16 protein-coding genes are annotated in these 15,788 nt (G+C 74.2%); 9 read left to right on the plus strand and 7 right to left on the minus strand.

What is annotated here, in order from left to right:
* Nucleotides 1-113 precede the first annotated feature (113 nt).
* From Ani05nite_RS07185 to Ani05nite_RS07205, 5 genes are read left to right on the plus strand one after another with little or no spacing between them, the layout of a single operon-like run.
* Entirely contained in the window at nt 114-488 is a 375-nt protein-coding gene (locus Ani05nite_RS07185; protein ID WP_203766219.1) for a MerR family transcriptional regulator, read from the plus strand.
* Between the two features lie 4 nt (nt 489-492).
* Nucleotides 493-939, plus strand: coding sequence for a YchJ family protein (locus Ani05nite_RS07190; RefSeq protein WP_203766220.1), 447 nt, complete (start codon nt 493-495; stop codon nt 937-939).
* Between the two features lie 45 nt (nt 940-984).
* Nucleotides 985-1,842: a tryptophan 2,3-dioxygenase gene (kynA, locus tag Ani05nite_RS07195; protein ID WP_203766221.1), complete on the plus strand. Its 858-nt coding sequence runs from the start codon at nt 985-987 to the stop codon at nt 1,840-1,842.
* Nucleotides 1,839-3,068 (plus strand): kynureninase, encoded by a 1,230-nt coding sequence (gene kynU / locus Ani05nite_RS07200; protein ID WP_203766222.1) that lies wholly within the window; start codon nt 1,839-1,841, stop codon nt 3,066-3,068. The genes kynA and kynU overlap by 4 nt, the downstream gene beginning before the upstream one ends.
* Nucleotides 3,065-4,057 (plus strand): amidohydrolase family protein, encoded by a 993-nt coding sequence (locus Ani05nite_RS07205; protein WP_239129441.1) that lies wholly within the window; start codon nt 3,065-3,067, stop codon nt 4,055-4,057. Before kynU ends, Ani05nite_RS07205 begins: the two co-directional genes overlap by 4 nt.
* Here Ani05nite_RS07205 and Ani05nite_RS07210 read toward each other — a convergent pair.
* Entirely contained in the window at nt 4,054-5,073 is a 1,020-nt protein-coding gene (locus tag Ani05nite_RS07210) for a Gfo/Idh/MocA family protein (RefSeq protein WP_203766223.1), read from the minus strand. The genes Ani05nite_RS07205 and Ani05nite_RS07210 overlap by 4 nt on opposite strands.
* Nucleotides 5,074-5,230: 157 nt before the next feature.
* Between Ani05nite_RS07210 and Ani05nite_RS07215 the strand changes: the two genes are divergently transcribed.
* A complete protein-coding gene (locus Ani05nite_RS07215; RefSeq protein WP_203766224.1) occupies nt 5,231-6,052 on the plus strand; it encodes a methyltransferase domain-containing protein in 822 nt (273 codons plus the stop codon).
* A gap of 357 nt (nt 6,053-6,409) precedes the next feature.
* On the opposite strand, the gene Ani05nite_RS07220 is transcribed toward Ani05nite_RS07215, so the two are convergent.
* Nucleotides 6,410-7,084 carry a YqeB family protein gene (locus tag Ani05nite_RS07220; RefSeq protein ID WP_203766225.1) on the minus strand — a complete coding sequence of 225 codons (675 nt, stop codon included), beginning with the start codon at nt 7,082-7,084 and terminating at the stop codon, nt 6,410-6,412.
* A 133-nt stretch (nt 7,085-7,217) separates the two neighbouring features.
* On the opposite strand from Ani05nite_RS07220, the gene Ani05nite_RS07225 reads away from it, so the two are divergent.
* Nucleotides 7,218-8,318, plus strand: a complete 1,101-nt coding sequence (locus Ani05nite_RS07225) for a sensor histidine kinase (protein ID WP_203766226.1) — start codon at nt 7,218-7,220, stop codon at nt 8,316-8,318.
* Complete coding sequence (locus Ani05nite_RS07230) at nt 8,306-8,989, plus strand: response regulator transcription factor (RefSeq protein WP_377881014.1); 684 nt, start codon at nt 8,306-8,308, stop codon at nt 8,987-8,989. Before Ani05nite_RS07225 ends, Ani05nite_RS07230 begins: the two co-directional genes overlap by 13 nt.
* Here Ani05nite_RS07230 and Ani05nite_RS07235 read toward each other — a convergent pair.
* The 4 genes from Ani05nite_RS07235 to Ani05nite_RS07250 form a co-directional block, all read right to left on the minus strand.
* Nucleotides 8,986-10,488, minus strand: coding sequence for a glycoside hydrolase family 130 protein (locus tag Ani05nite_RS07235; protein WP_203766227.1), 1,503 nt, complete (start codon nt 10,486-10,488; stop codon nt 8,986-8,988). The genes Ani05nite_RS07230 and Ani05nite_RS07235 overlap by 4 nt on opposite strands.
* Nucleotides 10,485-11,567, minus strand: a complete 1,083-nt coding sequence (locus Ani05nite_RS07240) for a glycosyltransferase (RefSeq protein ID WP_203766228.1) — start codon at nt 11,565-11,567, stop codon at nt 10,485-10,487. The genes Ani05nite_RS07235 and Ani05nite_RS07240 overlap by 4 nt, the downstream gene beginning before the upstream one ends.
* The gene (locus Ani05nite_RS07245; protein WP_203766229.1) at nt 11,564-12,715 is read right to left on the minus strand and encodes a glycosyltransferase; all 1,152 of its coding nucleotides are present in this window, start codon (nt 12,713-12,715) and stop codon (nt 11,564-11,566) included. Before Ani05nite_RS07245 ends, Ani05nite_RS07240 begins: the two co-directional genes overlap by 4 nt.
* A gap of 148 nt (nt 12,716-12,863) precedes the next feature.
* Entirely contained in the window at nt 12,864-13,865 is a 1,002-nt protein-coding gene (locus Ani05nite_RS07250; protein ID WP_203766230.1) for a glycosyltransferase family 4 protein, read from the minus strand.
* Nucleotides 13,866-13,926: 61 nt separating this feature from the next.
* Here Ani05nite_RS07250 and Ani05nite_RS07255 point away from each other — a divergent pair, with 61 nt between their 5' ends.
* Nucleotides 13,927-15,624 carry a glycoside hydrolase family 13 protein gene (locus Ani05nite_RS07255; RefSeq protein WP_203766231.1) on the plus strand — a complete coding sequence of 566 codons (1,698 nt, stop codon included), beginning with the start codon at nt 13,927-13,929 and terminating at the stop codon, nt 15,622-15,624.
* Here the strand turns inward: Ani05nite_RS07255 and Ani05nite_RS07260 are convergent.
* Nucleotides 15,614-15,760, minus strand: a complete 147-nt coding sequence (locus Ani05nite_RS07260; protein WP_203766232.1) for a hypothetical protein — start codon at nt 15,758-15,760, stop codon at nt 15,614-15,616. The two genes, Ani05nite_RS07255 and Ani05nite_RS07260, sit on opposite strands and share 11 nt — an antisense overlap.
* Between the last annotated feature and the right edge of the window lie 28 nt (nt 15,761-15,788).

Genomic DNA, 15,788 nt, shown 5'->3' on the forward strand with positions numbered 1-15,788 from the left:
CCCGCTCCCGCTCCCGCTCCCGCTCCCGCTCCCGCTCCCGCTCCCGCTCCCGCTCCCGCTCCCGCTCCCGCTCCCCCTGGAGCCTCCACCCCATCAAAGGCAGAATCCCCACCATGCCGACCTATTCCCCCGGTGAGATCGCCGACAAGACCGGCTTCAGCCTCGACACCCTCCGCTACTACGAGCGGATCGGCCTGCTGGACGACATCGCCCGCACCCCCGGCGGCCGCCGGATCTTCGATGATGACGACATCGCCTGGCTGGGGATTCTGCGCTGCCTGCGGGACACCGGCATGCCGATCGCGCAGATGCGGCGGTACGCCGACCTCACCCGGGACGAGCGGACCGTTCGGGAGCGGGTCGAGTTGCTCGAGGAGCATGATCGGGAGATCGGGCGGCGGCTGGCCGAGTTGGCCGCGCAGCGGGAGCACATCCGCGGGAAGATCCGCTACTACCGGTCGTTGGACACCTCGGGTGAGGGAGACTGAGGGCATGGCCCGACGCTCATCCCGCCGCACCACGACGCTGACCGGCTTCGACGACGCGAAGGCGTGCCCGTGCGGGCTCGGCCAGCCGTACGGTGAGTGCTGCGGTCCCGCCCACCGCGGCCGGCCGCCGGCCACCGCCGAGGCGCTGATGCGTGCGCGGTACGCCGCCTTCGCCCTCGACGACGCGGCGTTCGTGCTGCGGTCCTGGCACCCGGACACCCGGCCGGCCGGGGTCGAGCCCGACCCGGGCATGCGCTGGACCGGCCTGGACGTGCTGAGCTCCAGCGGCGGCGGCCTGTTCGACGCCGAGGGGGTGGTGGAGTTCCGGGCCCGTTACCGGGACGCCGGCCGGCCCGGGGAGATGTACGAGCGCAGCCGCTTCGTGCGCCACGACGGTCAGTGGGTGTACTGGGGTCCGATCCTTACCGATGGAGACCTCGCCAACGTCTGACGGGTGTGATCTCCTTCAGGTGGATCATCTGAGGAGGGCAGGCGCGTGTCGTCGAACCAGCGGCCTCTGGAGCCCGGCATCGTCCGGGACTTCAAGGTCAACATGTCGTACGGGCGGTATCTGCAGCTCGATCAGGTGCTGTCGGCGCAGCACCCGGTCAGCGTGCCCGAGCACCATGACGAGCTGCTGTTCATCCTGCAGCACCAGACCTCCGAGCTGTGGCTCAAGCTGGTGCTGCACGAGCTGCGCGCCGTGCAGCGCAAGCTCGCCGCCGACGACCTGCGGCCGGCGCTCAAGGGCCTGGCCCGGGTCAAGCACATCCAGCGCTGCCTCACCGAGCAGTGGTCGGTGCTGGCCACGCTGACCCCGTCGGAGTACGCCGAGTTCCGCAGCTTCCTCGGCACGTCGTCGGGCTTCCAGTCGTACCAGTACCGGGCGGTCGAGTTCATGCTCGGCAACAAGGACCGCCGGATGCTGGCCGTCTTCGACGACGACCCGGCGGCGCAGGCGCTGCTGCAGGCCGCGCTCGAGGCGCCGACCGTCTACGACGAGTTCCTGCGCTATCTCGCCCGGGCCGGTCACGACGTGCCGGTCGAGCTGCTGCAGCGGGACGTCACGCTGCCGCACCGCTACCACCCCGACCTGGTCGCGGTGTTCACCAAGATCTACGAGAACGCGGACGCCCACTGGGAGGCGTACGAGGCCTGCGAGGAGCTCGTCGACCTGGAGGAGAACTTCCAGCTCTGGCGCTTCCGCCACCTCAAGACGGTGGAGCGCACGATCGGGTTCAAGGCCGGCACCGGCGGCTCCAGCGGCGTCGCGTTCCTGCGCAAGGCCCTCGACCTCACCTTCTTCCCGGAGCTGTACGCCGTCCGGACCGAGATCGGAGTAGTGGACGCGTGACCGACGAGCTGCTCAGCCGCGCGGAGGCCCTGGACGCCGCCGACCCCCTCGGCCACCTGCGGGACCAGTTCCTGGCCCCGGACGGCTTCGACGTCGTCTCGTACCTGGACGGCAACTCGCTGGGCCGGCCGTTGCGGGCCACCGCGCGGCTGCTCGACGAGTTCGTCCGGGAGCAGTGGGCGGGCCGGCTCATCCGGGGCTGGACCGACGGCTGGCTGGACTGGCCGCTGCGGCTCGGCGACCGGCTCGGCGCGGTCGCGCTCGGCGCCGCCGCCGGCCAGGTGGTGGTGGCCGACTCCACGACGGTGCTGCTGTACAAGCTGTCCCGGGCCGCCGTGGACGCCCGGCCCGGCCGCCGCAAGGTGGTGCTCGACACCGACAACTTCCCGACCGACCGGTACGTGCTGGAGGGCATCGCCGCCGAGCGGGGACTCACCCTGGTCTGGGTCGAGACGGACCCGCTGACCGGCATCACGCCCGAGCAGGTCGCCGCGACGGTCGACGACGAGACCGCGTTGGTGCTGTTCAGCCACGTCGCGTACCGGTCGGGCTGGCTGGCCGACGCCGCGGAGATCAACCGGATCGCGCACGCCGCCGGGGCGCTGACCCTGTGGGACCTGAGCCACTCGGTCGGCTCGGTCCCGGTGCGGCTCGACGACTGGGGCGTGGACCTGGCCGTGGGCTGCACCTACAAGTACCTCAACGGCGGCCCGGGCGCGCCCGCGTTCGGCTACCTGCGCCGGGAGCTGCAGGGCGAGCTGCGCCAGCCGATCCAGGGCTGGATGGGGCACCGGGCGGCGTTCGAGATGGGCCCGGGCCACGAGCCGGCCGAGGGGGTACGGGCCCTGCTCAGCGGCACCCCGCCGATCCTGGCCATGGTCCCGCTGCACGCCAACCTGGACATGCTGGCCGAGGCCGGCATCGAGGCCGTCCGCGCCAAGTCGGTGCTGCTCACCGGCTACGCGCTGGAGCTGGCCGACCGCTGGCTGGCGCCGCTGGGGGTCGAGGTGGTCAGCCCGCGCGATCCGGAGCAGCGCGGCGGACACGTGACGCTGCGCCGGCCCGGGTTCGCCGACCTGCTGGAGAGCCTGTGGGAGAACGGCGTGCTGCCCGACTACCGGCGCCCGGACGGCATCCGGATCGGGCCGGCCCCGCTGAGCACCAGCTTCGCCGAGGTGCACCGGGGGTTGAGCGTGCTGCGCACCGTGCTGGAGAAGCACCTGTGAGTTCGCCGGGGGACTGGGTGCTGCCGGAGTCGCTGTGGTGGGACGGCCGGCTGCGCGACGGGGTGGCGCTCGGCCCGGACCGGCAGGTGGTGCCGGTCGCCGCGGTGCCGGCGGGCGCGGCGCGGCGGCGGGTGCCCGGGACGGTGCTGCCGGGACTGTGCGACGCGCACGTGCACTCGGCGCTGGTGGATCTGCCCACGGTCGCGGCCGGCGGGATCTCGTCGGTGTGGGACCTGGGCGGCGTACCGGCGAAGGTGGCCGCCCTGGCCGCGCGCGGCGCACCCGCCGTGCGCTTCGCCGGGCCGTTCTTGCTCGCTCCCGGCGGTTATCCGAGCGACCGGGCGTGGGCGCCGGCCGGGAGCTGCCGCGAGGTGGTGTCGGTGGCGGACGCCGACGCGGCGGTCGGCGAGGCGCACGCCGCGGGGGCCACGCTGATCAAGGTGACCGCGCACGCCGGCGGCCCGATGCTCGACGCCGCGACGCTGGCCGCCGTGGTGCGGGCGGCGCACGCGGCGGGCCTGCCGGTGGTCGTGCACGCCGAGGGCCCGGGCACGGTCGCCGCGGCGCTGGACGCCGGCGCCGACATCCTGGCCCACACGCCCTGGACCGAGGCCCTCGACGACGGCCTCGTCCGGGCGAGCGCGGCCCGGATGACCTGGATCAGCACGCTGGACATCCACGGCTGGGGCCGGGCCACGCCGGAGCAGGAGCTGGCCGTCGGCAACCTGCGGCGTTTCCTCGGCCACGGCGGAAAGGTCCGCTACGGCACCGACCTCGGCAACGGCCCGCTGCCGGCGGGGATCAACCCGCGGGAGCTGCGGGCGTTGCAGCGCGCGGGGCTGGCCCCGGCCGACGTCCTGGCCGCCATGACCGAGCCCGACCAGGGCGACCCGGCGTGGCTGCCGGCCGGGCTGGACCTGGCGCCGGCCACCTTCGCCGACTCGCTCGCCACCGCCCGCGTCCTCACCGCGGCGGTGCGCCCGCGCTAGATCCCGACGGTCTCGCCGGTGGCCGCGCTGATCCGGGCGGCGTCCAGCACGTCCAGGTTGCGGACCGCGTCCCACGGGTCGACCGGCGCCGGCGCCTCCCGGCGGACCGCCGCCGCGAACGCCGGGTAGTAGGAGTCCCACCGGCCACGCTCGCTGCGGACCGGCGCGCCCGTCGCGCCCCGGTAGAGCCGGCCCCAGGCGTGCTCCGGCTCGGCGCCCCACCGGTCGCCGAGGCCGGCGGGGGAACGGCCGGCCTTGAGCGCCGCCTCCTGGCCGTCGATGCCGTCGATGATGTACGTGCCGGTGGTGCCGCTGACCCGCAGGCGTGGCCCCGGGGCGGCCTGCCGCCAGCTGCCCCACAGGTGCGACTCGACGCCCGAGGCGTGGTGCAGCGCCACGAACACGTCGTCGTCCAGGTCGCCGTCGCCGCGCACCTCCGCGTACACCCGGGTGGCCGGGCCGAAGAGCAGATGGGCCTGGTCGACCAGGTGCGCGCCGAAGTCGAGCAGCGTGCCGCCGCCGGCCGCGGGCGGCTCCCGGTCCGGCGCCCAGCGCTCGAAGCGGGACTCGAACCGGCGGACCTCGCCCAGCGCGCCCTCGCCGATCAGCCGCTGCAGGGTGAGCAGGTCGGAATCCCAGCGGCGGTTCTGGTAGACGCTGAGCGGCACGCCCGCCTCGGCCGCCAGGGTGGTGACCTCGCGGGCCGCCTCGGCGTCCAGGGCGAACGGCTTGTCCACGACCACGGCCAGGCCCAGCGCGATCGCCTCGCGGGCCAGCGCGGCGTGCGTCGCCGCCGGGGTCGAGATGGTGACCGCCTCGGCGCCCGCCGCGGCGAGGTCGGCCAGCGAGTCGAAGGCCGGCACGTCCGGGTGGATGCGGGCCAGCTCGGCGCGCCGTTGCGGCGAGCGCGTCACCACGCCCGCGAACGCGACACCGTCCGCCGCCGCGAGCAGGGGCGCGTGGAAGATCCGCCCGCCCGAGCCGTACCCCACCAGTCCGATCCGTGTCGCCGTCATGGACCGGATCCTACGGCCCGCGATCTTCTCCGCCGCCGGGCACCGGCGGGGCCGCCGTCACCCGATCGGGGGCAGTAGCGGCGGAAATACGCTCCGGGGTTGTCGGAAGGTTGACGGCCGCCTGTGCCGGGGCGCGCGCCGCGCAACGATCGGAGCCATGGAGCCCGCACAGCTGGACCGCACCCCGTTCGCGGACCTCGACGCCATGCCCCCGGACATGTTCGCCATGCTGGTGGCGGCCCTCGAGGGCATGTCCCGCCACCCCGAGATCCGCCGGGTCCGGCACACCGCCTGGCAGGCGCTGCGCCCGGCGCCCGGGCAGCGGCTGCTCGACGCCGGCTGCGGCGCGGGCGACGTCGCCCGCGCCCTGGCCGCCGCGGTCGCGCCGGGCGGCGAGGTGGTCGCGCTGGACTACTCCGCGGCCACCCTGGCCGCGGCCCGGGAACGCCACGACGGCGGCGACATCCGGTACGTGACCGGCGACGTCTCCAACCTCGACCTCGACGACGACACCTTCGACGGGGTCTGGTGCGAGCGGGTGCTGCAGCACGTGCAGGACGCCGACGTGGCGATCGGCGAGCTGATCCGGGTGACCCGCCCGGGCGGCCGGGTCTGCCTGCTCGACACCGACTGGGGCTCGCTGGCCTTCGACGGCGTGGACGCGGGCCTGGCCCAGACGATCGTCGGGCACATGCACGGCCGGCTCACCCCCCGCCAGCTCGACATGGGCCGCACGCTGCGCCGCCGGCTGGTCGGCTACGGCCTGCACGACATCGCCGCGACGCCGGTGACCTGCTACTTCCCCGAGCCGGCGTCGGCCGCGGTGGTGCTGCCGATGGTCAACCCGGAGGTGCCCCAGGAAGCCTGGATGACCCCGGCCGGCCTGCGCGAGCGCTGGTTCGACCAGGTGGACCGGGCCGGGGCGAGCGGGGAGTTCCTGGCGGTCCTGACCATCTGGGTGGTCGCCGCGACGGTGTGAACGGCACGCCCGCGACCGGATCGCGCCGGCGCGCCGGCCGGATCCGAGATCCAGGCGACAGGTCCGGGCTGGCGAGCAACGAGCGCGGGAGCCGGCGGATCAGCGCGATGAACCGGTACGCGCACATCCGGTGTCCCGTGACACCACCCGACCCGGGTGCCACGCCGGGCCGTTGCGGGACCGCCGGGCTGAACCGGTGGACGGTCCGCGCCGGGCGTCTTGAGTCGTCGACGCGTGTGCAGTGGCGGGCGAGGGATCCGGGGATCCGGTCGGCGAGCTTAACCTCGGCGTTTGTATGCCGGGCCCGCCGCCGCGGCTCCGACCGGGTGAACCGCCCCGCGATCCGGGCCGGCACCGTCAAAGAACCGGGTCGGTGCGGCGGAAGTGCTGGCGCTTCTTCTCGTCGCGCAGCACGAAGCCGAGCCGGGCCAGCTCGTCGCGCAGCTCCCGGGCGTCGTCGCCGTCGCCGCGGTCCAGGGCGCGCTGCCGGGCGGCGAAGAGCGCCGCCGCCTCCCCGGGCACGTCCGGCCGGTCCGGCACCCAGCGGTGGTAGGAGCCGGCGTACGGGTCCCGTGCCGACCAGGCCGGGCCGAACGCCGCCGCCAGCCGCCCCGCGTCCAGGTGCGACGGTTCCCGGGCCAGCTCGCGGCCGGTCCGGCCGAGCAGCACCAGCTGGTCCCGTTCGGGGTACGCCACGGCCACCGCGTCGCGCGGCACCGTCCGGGACGTTCCGGGGCGGGTGAGGGTCACCTCGGTCCGGGAGAGCCGCACGGTCAGCGACTCCCGGTCGATCAGCCCGGCCAGGACCAGCCCGGCGACCGCGCCCAGCAGCAGCGCGCCGAACGTCGCCGCGGGCTCGTCCAGCCGGTCGACCAGCCGCAACGGTCCCCGCAGGGGCAGCCACGGCACGCGCAGCAGCCACCCCGGCAGCTCGTGCAGCGCCCAGCCCACCCCGGCCCCGGCCGCCGGGCCGCCCGTCCACACCGCCGCGCGGGCCCACACCGGGGTCGCCACGATCGTCTCGTCGTCCACGACCGCAGAGTCTCCGGGCCGGCGCCGGACCGCCGCTACCGGCAGCGGTCTTCCCCCGCGTCGACCAAAGTCGACGCGGTGAGCGACCACCGGCCCCTGCGCGCACCGGCCCCCGCGCAGTACGGTCCCAGTCATGAGGCGCTGGCTCGTCGAGGCGGCCCTGGCCGTCGTCGCTGTCGCCCTGGGCAGCTTCTTCCTGGCGACCACGCTCAACGAGGGCGGTGGCTGGCCGATCGGCGCCGAGCTGGCCGCCGGCGCGGTGGCGGTCGCCGCCCTGGTCCGGTACAGGCGCAGCCGTCCCGTCGCGCTCGCGCTCGCGCTGATCGCGCTCGGCCTGCTCTTCGGCCTGCCGATGGGGGCCACCCCGGTCGCCCTGTTCGCCGTGGCCCTGTACCGACCGGCCGGGGTGACGGTCGCGGTCGCGGCGGTGCACGCCGTGTCCCTGGCGACCGTCTACCTGATCGCGCTCGGGCCCACCCGGACCTACTGGGAGGCGACGATCTCGCTGATCCTGCTGCACGTCATCCTGGTCGCGGTCGGGATGCTGGTCCGCGCCCAGCGGCGGCTGGTGCGGTCCTGGGCCGAGCGGGCGCGCGTGGCCGAGCGGGGTGACGAGCTGCGGGTCGAGCAGGCCCGGCTGGCCGAGCGCGAGCGGATCGCCCGGGAGATGCACGACGTGCTGGCCCACCGCATCTCGCTGCTCGCCGTGCACGCCGGGGCGCTGGAGGTGCGCCGCGACGCGCCGGCGGGCGAGCGGCAGGCCGCCGGGGTGATCCGGCAGAGCGCCCACGACGCGCTGGAGGAGCTGCGGCAGGTGATCGGCCTGCTGCGCGAGCCGGCCGAGGACCGGCCGCAGCCGACCCTCGCCGACGTGCCGGCCCTGGTCGCGCAGTCGCGGGCGGCCGGCGAGCGGGTGGAGCTGGAGCTGAGCGCGGCGCAGGTGCCGGCGGCGGTCGGCCGGCACGCGTACCGGATCGTGCAGGAGGCGCTGACCAACGCGCGCAAGCACGCGCCCGGTACGCGGGTGCGGGTGGCCGTGGCCGGGCGGGCCGAGCAGGGGCTGGTGGTGGAGGTCGGCAACCCGCTGCGGGCCGGCCGGGCCGTCCTGCCGGGCTCCGGCACCGGCCTGGTGGGGTTGCGCGAACGGGTGCAGCTGGCCGGCGGGCGCCTGGAGCACGGCCCGACGCCGGCCGGCGAGTTCCGGCTCCGGGCCTGGCTGCCGTGGCACCCGTGAGCCGTGTCGCGCCGGACCGTGACGGCCCGGTCCGGGTGCTGCTGGTGGACGACGACGCGCTGGTCCGGGCCGGGCTGACGATGATGCTGGAGGCGTTCGACGGCATCGAGGTGGCGGGCGCGGTCGCCGACGGCACCGAGGTCGCCGCCGCCGTCGGCGCCCATCGCCCGGACGTGGTGCTGATGGACATCCGGATGCCCGGCCTGGACGGGCTCAGCGCCACCGAGGCGCTGCGCCGGCGCCGGGAACCGCCCGAGGTGATCGTGCTGACCACCTTCGACACCGACGCGCACGTGCTGCGGGCGCTGCGCGCCGGGGCCAGCGGCTTCCTGCTCAAGCACACCCCGCCGGCGGAGATCGCCGGCGCGGTCAGGCGGGTGGCGGCCGGTGAGCCGATGCTGTCGCCGGAGGTGCTGCGCCGGATGATGGACCGCCTGGCCGCCGCCGAGCGGGATCCGGGACGCGACCGGGCCCGCGCGGCGCTGCGGCTGCTGAGCCCGGGCGAGCACGACGTCGCGCTGCTCGTGGCGCAGGGCCGTACCAATCAGGAGATCGGTACGGCCCTGCGGATGAGCACGGCCACGGTGAAGGCGTACGTGTCGCGCATCCTCACCAAGCTCGACCTGACCAACCGCGTGCAGGTCGCCCTGCTGGTGCACGACGCGCGTTAGACCACCGGGACCATCGCGGCCAGCAGGTCGTCGAGCGGGATGCTGGCGAAGCCGACCCGGACGTCGCTGGCCCCGTACGGCAGCCAGAACCGGCCCCCGTGCACCAGCCCGCCGCAGGAGTAGACGACGTTGGGCACGTACCCCTCCCGCTCGGTCTCGTCCGGCTCCAGCAGCCCGTGCGGCAGGTCGGCCAGCACCCGCTCCGGGTTGTCGAGGTCGAGCAGCATCGCGCCGATCACGTACCGCCGCATCGGGCCCACGCCGTGGGTCAGCACCAGCCAGCCCGCCGGGGTCTCCACCGGGGACCCGCAGTTGCCGACCTGGATCAGGTCCCAGCCGCGGTGCGGCGCCAGCAGCGGCACCGCCTCCTGCCAGCGGTTCTGCGCGTCGCGGGTGCTCAGCCCGAGGGTCTCGCCGTCGGAGCGGCACAGCGCGAGCTGCCGCCCGTCGACCGCCCGCGGGAACAGCGCCATGCCCTTGTTGCGGGCCGCCGGGCCGCGCAGCGCGGTGACCTCGAAGTGCCGCAGGTCGCGGGTCTGCATCATCCGGCCGGCGATGTGCCGCCCGTCGTACGCGGTGTAGGTGGCGTGGTAGGCCGTGCGCCCGTCGGGGTCCTGGACCTGCACGAAGCGCGCGTCCTCCATGCCGTTGCTCTCCGCCGGGGTGGCCGGCCACAGCACCCGCTCGTGCAGCGGCACGGCCGCCGGGAAGGTCATCGCGTAGTCGCTGGCCACGATGCGCCGGATGGCCTCCAGCGTCTCGTTCGCGGTGGGCCGGGCCAGCAGCTCGCCGGGCAGGTGGCCGAGGACGTCCTCGAACTCCTCGTCGTCGTAGCGCTCGGGCAGCGAGGACAGCACCGTGGCGGTGATCTCGTTGTCCAGGTCCTCCTCGGCCAGGCCGGCGGCGAGCAGGTCGCGCTGGTGCTTGGCCCCGACCCGCTGGCCGATCATCAGCGGGCCGTCGCGGTCCTCGAGCCGGATGGTGTCGTCCGGGCCGAGCACGGCCGAGCAGAAGCCCACCGAGGAGATGTGCCCCTCACCGATCTGCCGCAGGCTGATGGCCGTGCGCAGCTCGCCCGGCGCGAGATCGCTCTGGTCGGGGTGCGGGACCATCGACGGGTTGCACAGCGCCGCCGCCTCGACGGCGAACTCGTGACTGAAGTACGCCCCGATCAGCGCCCGGGCGCTCGGTGACAGCTCGATGTCCGGCGGCACCCGGTGGTGCACCAGGTCGTAGTGGTGCTGGAAGGTGGCGCAGATGTCGTGGTGGCGGCCGGAGAACCGGGCCAGCACGTCGTCCAGCAGCCGGCTGATCTCGTCCTCGTCGAGCTGCAGGATCCGCTCGATGATCAGCGACGCGCGGTTCTGGCCGAGCTGGGCATCCTCGCCCGGCACGAACAGTTTGATCACGACCCGGCGGTCGTCGGGCTGCATCGTGAGGGCGTGCCGGAGGACGAGAGTGGTGGTCCGGACGTCGCGGGGATCCAGGGTCGCGGTCATGAAGGTCCGCCTGACGGTCGGGTCGCGCGCCGCCCGGCCAGCGCGCGAGCGTGCTGGAGGGTCGAGACGAGCGCGAGGGTGGATTCGGCGCCTTGGTTCAGATTAGGGCCATCCGGCGTCAATCCGTCGAATCCGCCACCGGTGCGGGGGTCGTACATGACGGCGCCGGCGTCGTTGTCGCCCAGGAACCAGGCGATGGCCTGGAACAACGGCGCGTCCCAGCGTTCGTCGCCGGTGACCGCGGCCGCGGTGGCGCAGGCGTCGGCGGTGGCGGCCGCCTCGATGGCCTGCTGGTCGTAGCGGTGCCGGGGCACGCCGGGCCGCCACCCGCCGACCGGCACGGTGGACAGATGGCCGTGGTGCTCCTGCATGCGGCAGAGCCAGCCGAGCATCCGCAACCCGTCGGTGAGCAGCGGCTCGTCGCCGAGCAGGTCGCCGGCCTGGATGAGCACCTCGGCCAGGGCCGGGTTGGCGTAGGTCAGCTCGCGTTCCGGCCACACCCATTCCGGGTCGGAGTCGGGCAGCCCGATCACTGTGGCCGCGTCGCCGAGCAGCTCGGCCGCCAGCCCGGCACGCGGGTCGTCGCGCAGCACCTCGGCCGCGCCCAGCCCGGCGAAGGCCATCGCCCGGGGCCAGGGTGAGCGCTGCCGGGCGGCGACCGCGAAGGCGGTGCGCGCCTCGGCCCTGATCCACGGCACCGCGCAGCGGCCGGCGGCCGTGCCCAGCGCCCACACCGCGCGCCCCCACCAGTCGCCCAGCGCGGGCTCGTCCAGCCAGCGCCGGTCGTAGCCGAGCCGGTTGCGGCACCGGCCGTCGGTGGCCAGCGCGTGGGTGAGGAAGGCCAGGTAGCGCTCGGCCAGGCCGGTCACCAGCGCGGTCGGCTGCGGTTCGCGCGCGGCGACCAGCAGCCCGCGGGCTACGTCGTCCACGCAGTAGCCGTGCTCGCGCCGCGGTATCGCGTTGCGGGCGTGTTCCAGCAGCCCGGTGTCGTCGGAGAGGCGGGCGATCTGGGACCAGTTGGGTTCGGGAGCGTCGACGAGCCGGATCGGCGGCGGCACCAGCCGCAGGGAGACGCTCACGCGGGTACGCGGGCGGTGACGGGCGTGCGGCTGCGCACCAGGCGGGCGGCGAGCGCCTGGTAGCGGGCGGCCACGGCGGGCCAGCGCAGCGTCGGTCCGCCGGCCAGCCCGCCCAGCTGGTGGGCCGGGTCCGGGCTGGCCAGCAGGCGCCGGATCGCCGTCGCCATGGCCGCCGGGTCCTGGTGCGGCACGAGCAGGCCGGGGCCGTCGGCGAGCAGCTCCACGGCGTGCGGGAACTCGGTGGCGACCACGGGCACGCCCGCGCCGACCGCCTCGATGAGCACACCGGAGGTGACCTGCTCGGTGGAGTCGTACGGCAGCACCACCACGTCGGCCGAGCGGATCAGCCGGCTCAGCGTCGCCTGGTCGTGGTAGACGTCGTCCCACCGCACGAGCTCGGCGACGCCCAGCTCGGCCGCCAGCGCCTTCAGCGACTCCCGGTAGACGTCCCCGTGGTGCTCCAGCACCTTCGGGTGGGTCCGCCCGGCGACGGTGTAGGTGGGCGCCGGGTCGAGGTCGCGCAGCAGGGCCAGCGCCCGCAGCGCCCACTCGATGCCCTTGCCCGGTCCGAGCAGGCCCCAGGTGAGCAGGTGCGGGACGTCGTGGGTCTCGCGCGGGGCGCTGGAGTGGCTGCCCGCGCCGTGCGGGATGACCGTCACCTTGCCGGCGTCGACGCGGTAGCCGGCGGTCAGGCGCTGCCGGGCCGTGTCGGTCATGGTGACGACCGCGTCGGCGGCCGCCACGATGCGCTCCAGCACCGTGCGCTGGTGCGGCGAGGGCGTGCTCAGCACGGTGTGCAGCACCACGATCGTAGGGACCTTGAGCGTGCGCAGCAGCGGGAGGATCTCGTCGCCGTCGTCGCCGGGGTAGATGCCGTACTCGTGCTGCACGATCGCGACGTCGAAGCGGTTCAGGACGTTGGCCGCGGCCACCCAGCCGCCCGGGTCGTCGGTGTGCCAGGTGTGGGCCACGCGGGGCGCCGTACGGTCGACCGCCAGCCCGCCCCCGACGGCGTCGGCGGAGAGCAGCCGGACCACTCCGCTGCCCGGCGCCCCGCCGGTCAGATGACTGGCGAGGGCCGCGCTGAACGTCGCCAGACCGCACTGGGTCGGGGGATAGGTGCTCAGGAAACCGTAGGTGGCGGGCATTGACGGGCCTTTCTGATCAGGAGGCTGCCTCCCCGCAGCACGGACCGGCGCGCGCGGGCGTGGAGCGTGAGCGCACGCTTCCTCTTTCGGCGGCGACTGACGAGAAAATGCCGCAATTCGGTAATAAGACATTAACAAGAAGGACTGTTCAGCCGACCAATTCCCGGTAAATCGCCAGGTAGTCGTCGACCATCCGGTCCGCGCCGAAACGCGAGCGGGCCCGCGCCCGGCAGGCCGCCCGGTCCAGCCCGGCCAGGCCCGCCACGGCGGCCACCGCCTGGTCCACGTCGTCGACCAGGCGCCCGGTGACGCCCTCGTCCACGACCTCCGGCATCGAACCCTTGCGGTACGCCACCACGGGCGTGCCGCAGATCATCGACTCCACCACGGAGAGCCCGAACGGCTCGGCGAACAGGATCGGGTGCAGCAGCGCCGCGCTGCCGCCGAGCACCGCCGCGCGCTCGTCCGGCCCCACCGAGCCGAGGTAGACCACCCGGTCGCCGTCGATGTGCGGGGCCACCTGCTCGGCGAAGTAGCGCTGGTCCTGCACGATGCCGCACAGCGTCAGCCGGCGGCCGGCGCGGCGGGCGATCTCGATGGCGGTGTGGGTGCCCTTGTCCGGGTGGATCCGCCCGAACGCCACCAGGCCGTCCCCGCCGTCGGGGTCGAAGGGCAGGCCGGTGAGGTCCACGCCGTGATGGACGGTGGCCAGGTAATCGAGGTCGGGGGAGCGGTCGGCGTCCGAGATGGAGACGAAGTGCGAGCGGCCGCGGCGGTACGCCGGCAGGATGTTCGGGCCGGAGAAGCCGTGCACCGTGGTCAGCATCGGCGCCCGGCAGTGCGCGGAGAACGCCAGCGGCAGCCAGTCGAGGTGGTTGTGCACCAGGTCGAAGTCGCCCGAGCGCTCCAGCGCGTACGAGACGTGCAGCGCCTCCCAGACCCGGCCGTCGATCTCGGGGGTGTCCTCGTAGCCGCTCGGGCAGACGCCGTCGAGTGTGGCCTTGGTGACCGAGTCGAGCGTGGCGAACAGCGTCACGTCCACCCCGCGGGCGGTCAGCCCCTCGGCGAGCAGACCGGTGATCAGCTCCCAGGGTCCGTAGTGAACCGGCGGCGTGCGCCAGGCGATCGGTCCGAGCAGGGCCACCCTCATGGGCCCCAGTATGGGAGCGGATCCGGTGTTTCGGGCGGGGTTCCCGTGTTAAAGAGTGACTATGCAGAACCCCTGGTGGCACAGCGCCGTCGTTTACCAGATCTATCCGCGCAGCTTCGCCGACGCCGACGGCGACGGCATGGGCGACCTGCGCGGCGTCATCGACCACCTGGACCACATAGCGGGCCTGGGCGTCGACGTGATCTGGCTGTCCCCGGTCTACCCGTCGCCGCAGGACGACAACGGCTACGACATCAGCGACTACCAGGGCATCGACCCGGTCTTCGGCGACCTGGCCGACTTCGACGAGCTGCTGGCCGGCGTGCACGCGCGCGGCATGAAGCTGATCATGGACCTGGTGGTGAACCACAGCTCCGACGAGCACCCGTGGTTCGCCGAGAGCCGCTCGTCGAAGGACAACCCCAAGCGCGACTGGTACTGGTGGCGGCCGGCCCGCGAGGGCATGCAGCCCGGCGCGCCCGGCGCGGAACCGACCAACTGGGGGGCGGCGTTCGGCGGGCCGGCCTGGGAGTACGACCCGGCCACCGGCGAGTACTACCTGCACCTGTTCAGCCGCAAGCAGCCCGACCTCAACTGGGAGAACCCGCAGGTCCGGGCGGCGGTCCACGCGATGATGAACTGGTGGCTGGACCGTGGGGTGGACGGCTTCCGGATGGACGTCATCAACTACATCTCCAAGGACACGGCGCTGCCCGACGGCCCGGTGCGGCCCGGCGTCGCGTACGGCGACGGCTCGGCGTCCTACATGAACGGTCCGCGGATCCACGAGTTCCTGCACGAGATGCACACGCGGGTCTTCGCCGGCCGCGGGCAACTGCTGACCGTCGGCGAGATGCCCGGCGTGACGATCGACGAGGCGACGCTGTTCACCGACCCGGCGCGGGCCGAGGTCGACATGGTCTTCCAGTTCGACCACGTCTGGGTGGACCGGGGCGCGGACCCGTGGCTGCTGCAGCCGCTGCAGCTGACCAAGCTCAAGGCCATCCTGGGCCGCTGGCAGACCGGGCTCGCCGGATCCGGCTGGAACAGCCTCTACTGGAACAACCACGACCAGCCCCGGGTGGTGTCCCGCTTCGGCGACGACTCGCCGCGCTACCGGGAGCGCTCGGCGAAGATGCTCGGCGCGGTGCTCCACCTGCACCGCGGGACGCCGTACGTCTACCAGGGCGAGGAGCTCGGCATGACCAACGCGCCCTTCGCGTCGATCGCCGACTTCCGCGACATCGAGGCGCTGGGCCAGTACGCGCAGGCCGTGGAGCAGGAGGGCCGCTCGCCGGAGGACGTGCTGACCGTGCTGCGGGCCCGCGGGCGGGACAACGCCCGCACCCCGATGCAGTGGGACGCGTCGCCGCACGCCGGCTTCACGACCGGCACGCCGTGGCTGGCCGTGAACCCGAACTATCCGCAGATCAACGCGGTGGCCGCGGTCAAGGACGAGGACTCGGTCTACCACTTCTACCGCAGGCTGATCGAGCTGCGGCACGAGGAGCCGGCGGTGGTCTACGGCGACTTCCGGATGCTGCTGCCGCACGACGAGCGGCTGTACGCCTTCACCCGGACCCACGAGGCCACGACCCTGCTGGTCATCGGCAACTTCTCGGGCGAGACGGTACGGGCCGAGATCGACGACGCCGCGGCCTGGGAGTCAGCGGAACTGCTGCTCACCAACGCCGCGGCGCCGCGGGGCCTGGTGCTGGAGCCGTGGCAGGCCGTCGTCTACCGCCGGGTCAGGCCGTGATGGTGTCCCAGGAGAAGGCCAGCAGCGCGAAGGCCGCGCCCAGCAGGGCCAGCGAGACGCCGCGGGTGCCGATCGGCAGCGCCGCGAGCACGAGCAGGATGACGGCGATGATGTAGAACAGACCCTGGATGCTCATTGGTGTTCCTCAATTCGTGTGGGGGATG

It is taken from the genome of Actinoplanes nipponensis, assembly GCF_016862275.1.
GTDB lineage: Bacteria > Actinomycetota > Actinomycetes > Mycobacteriales > Micromonosporaceae > Actinoplanes > Actinoplanes nipponensis.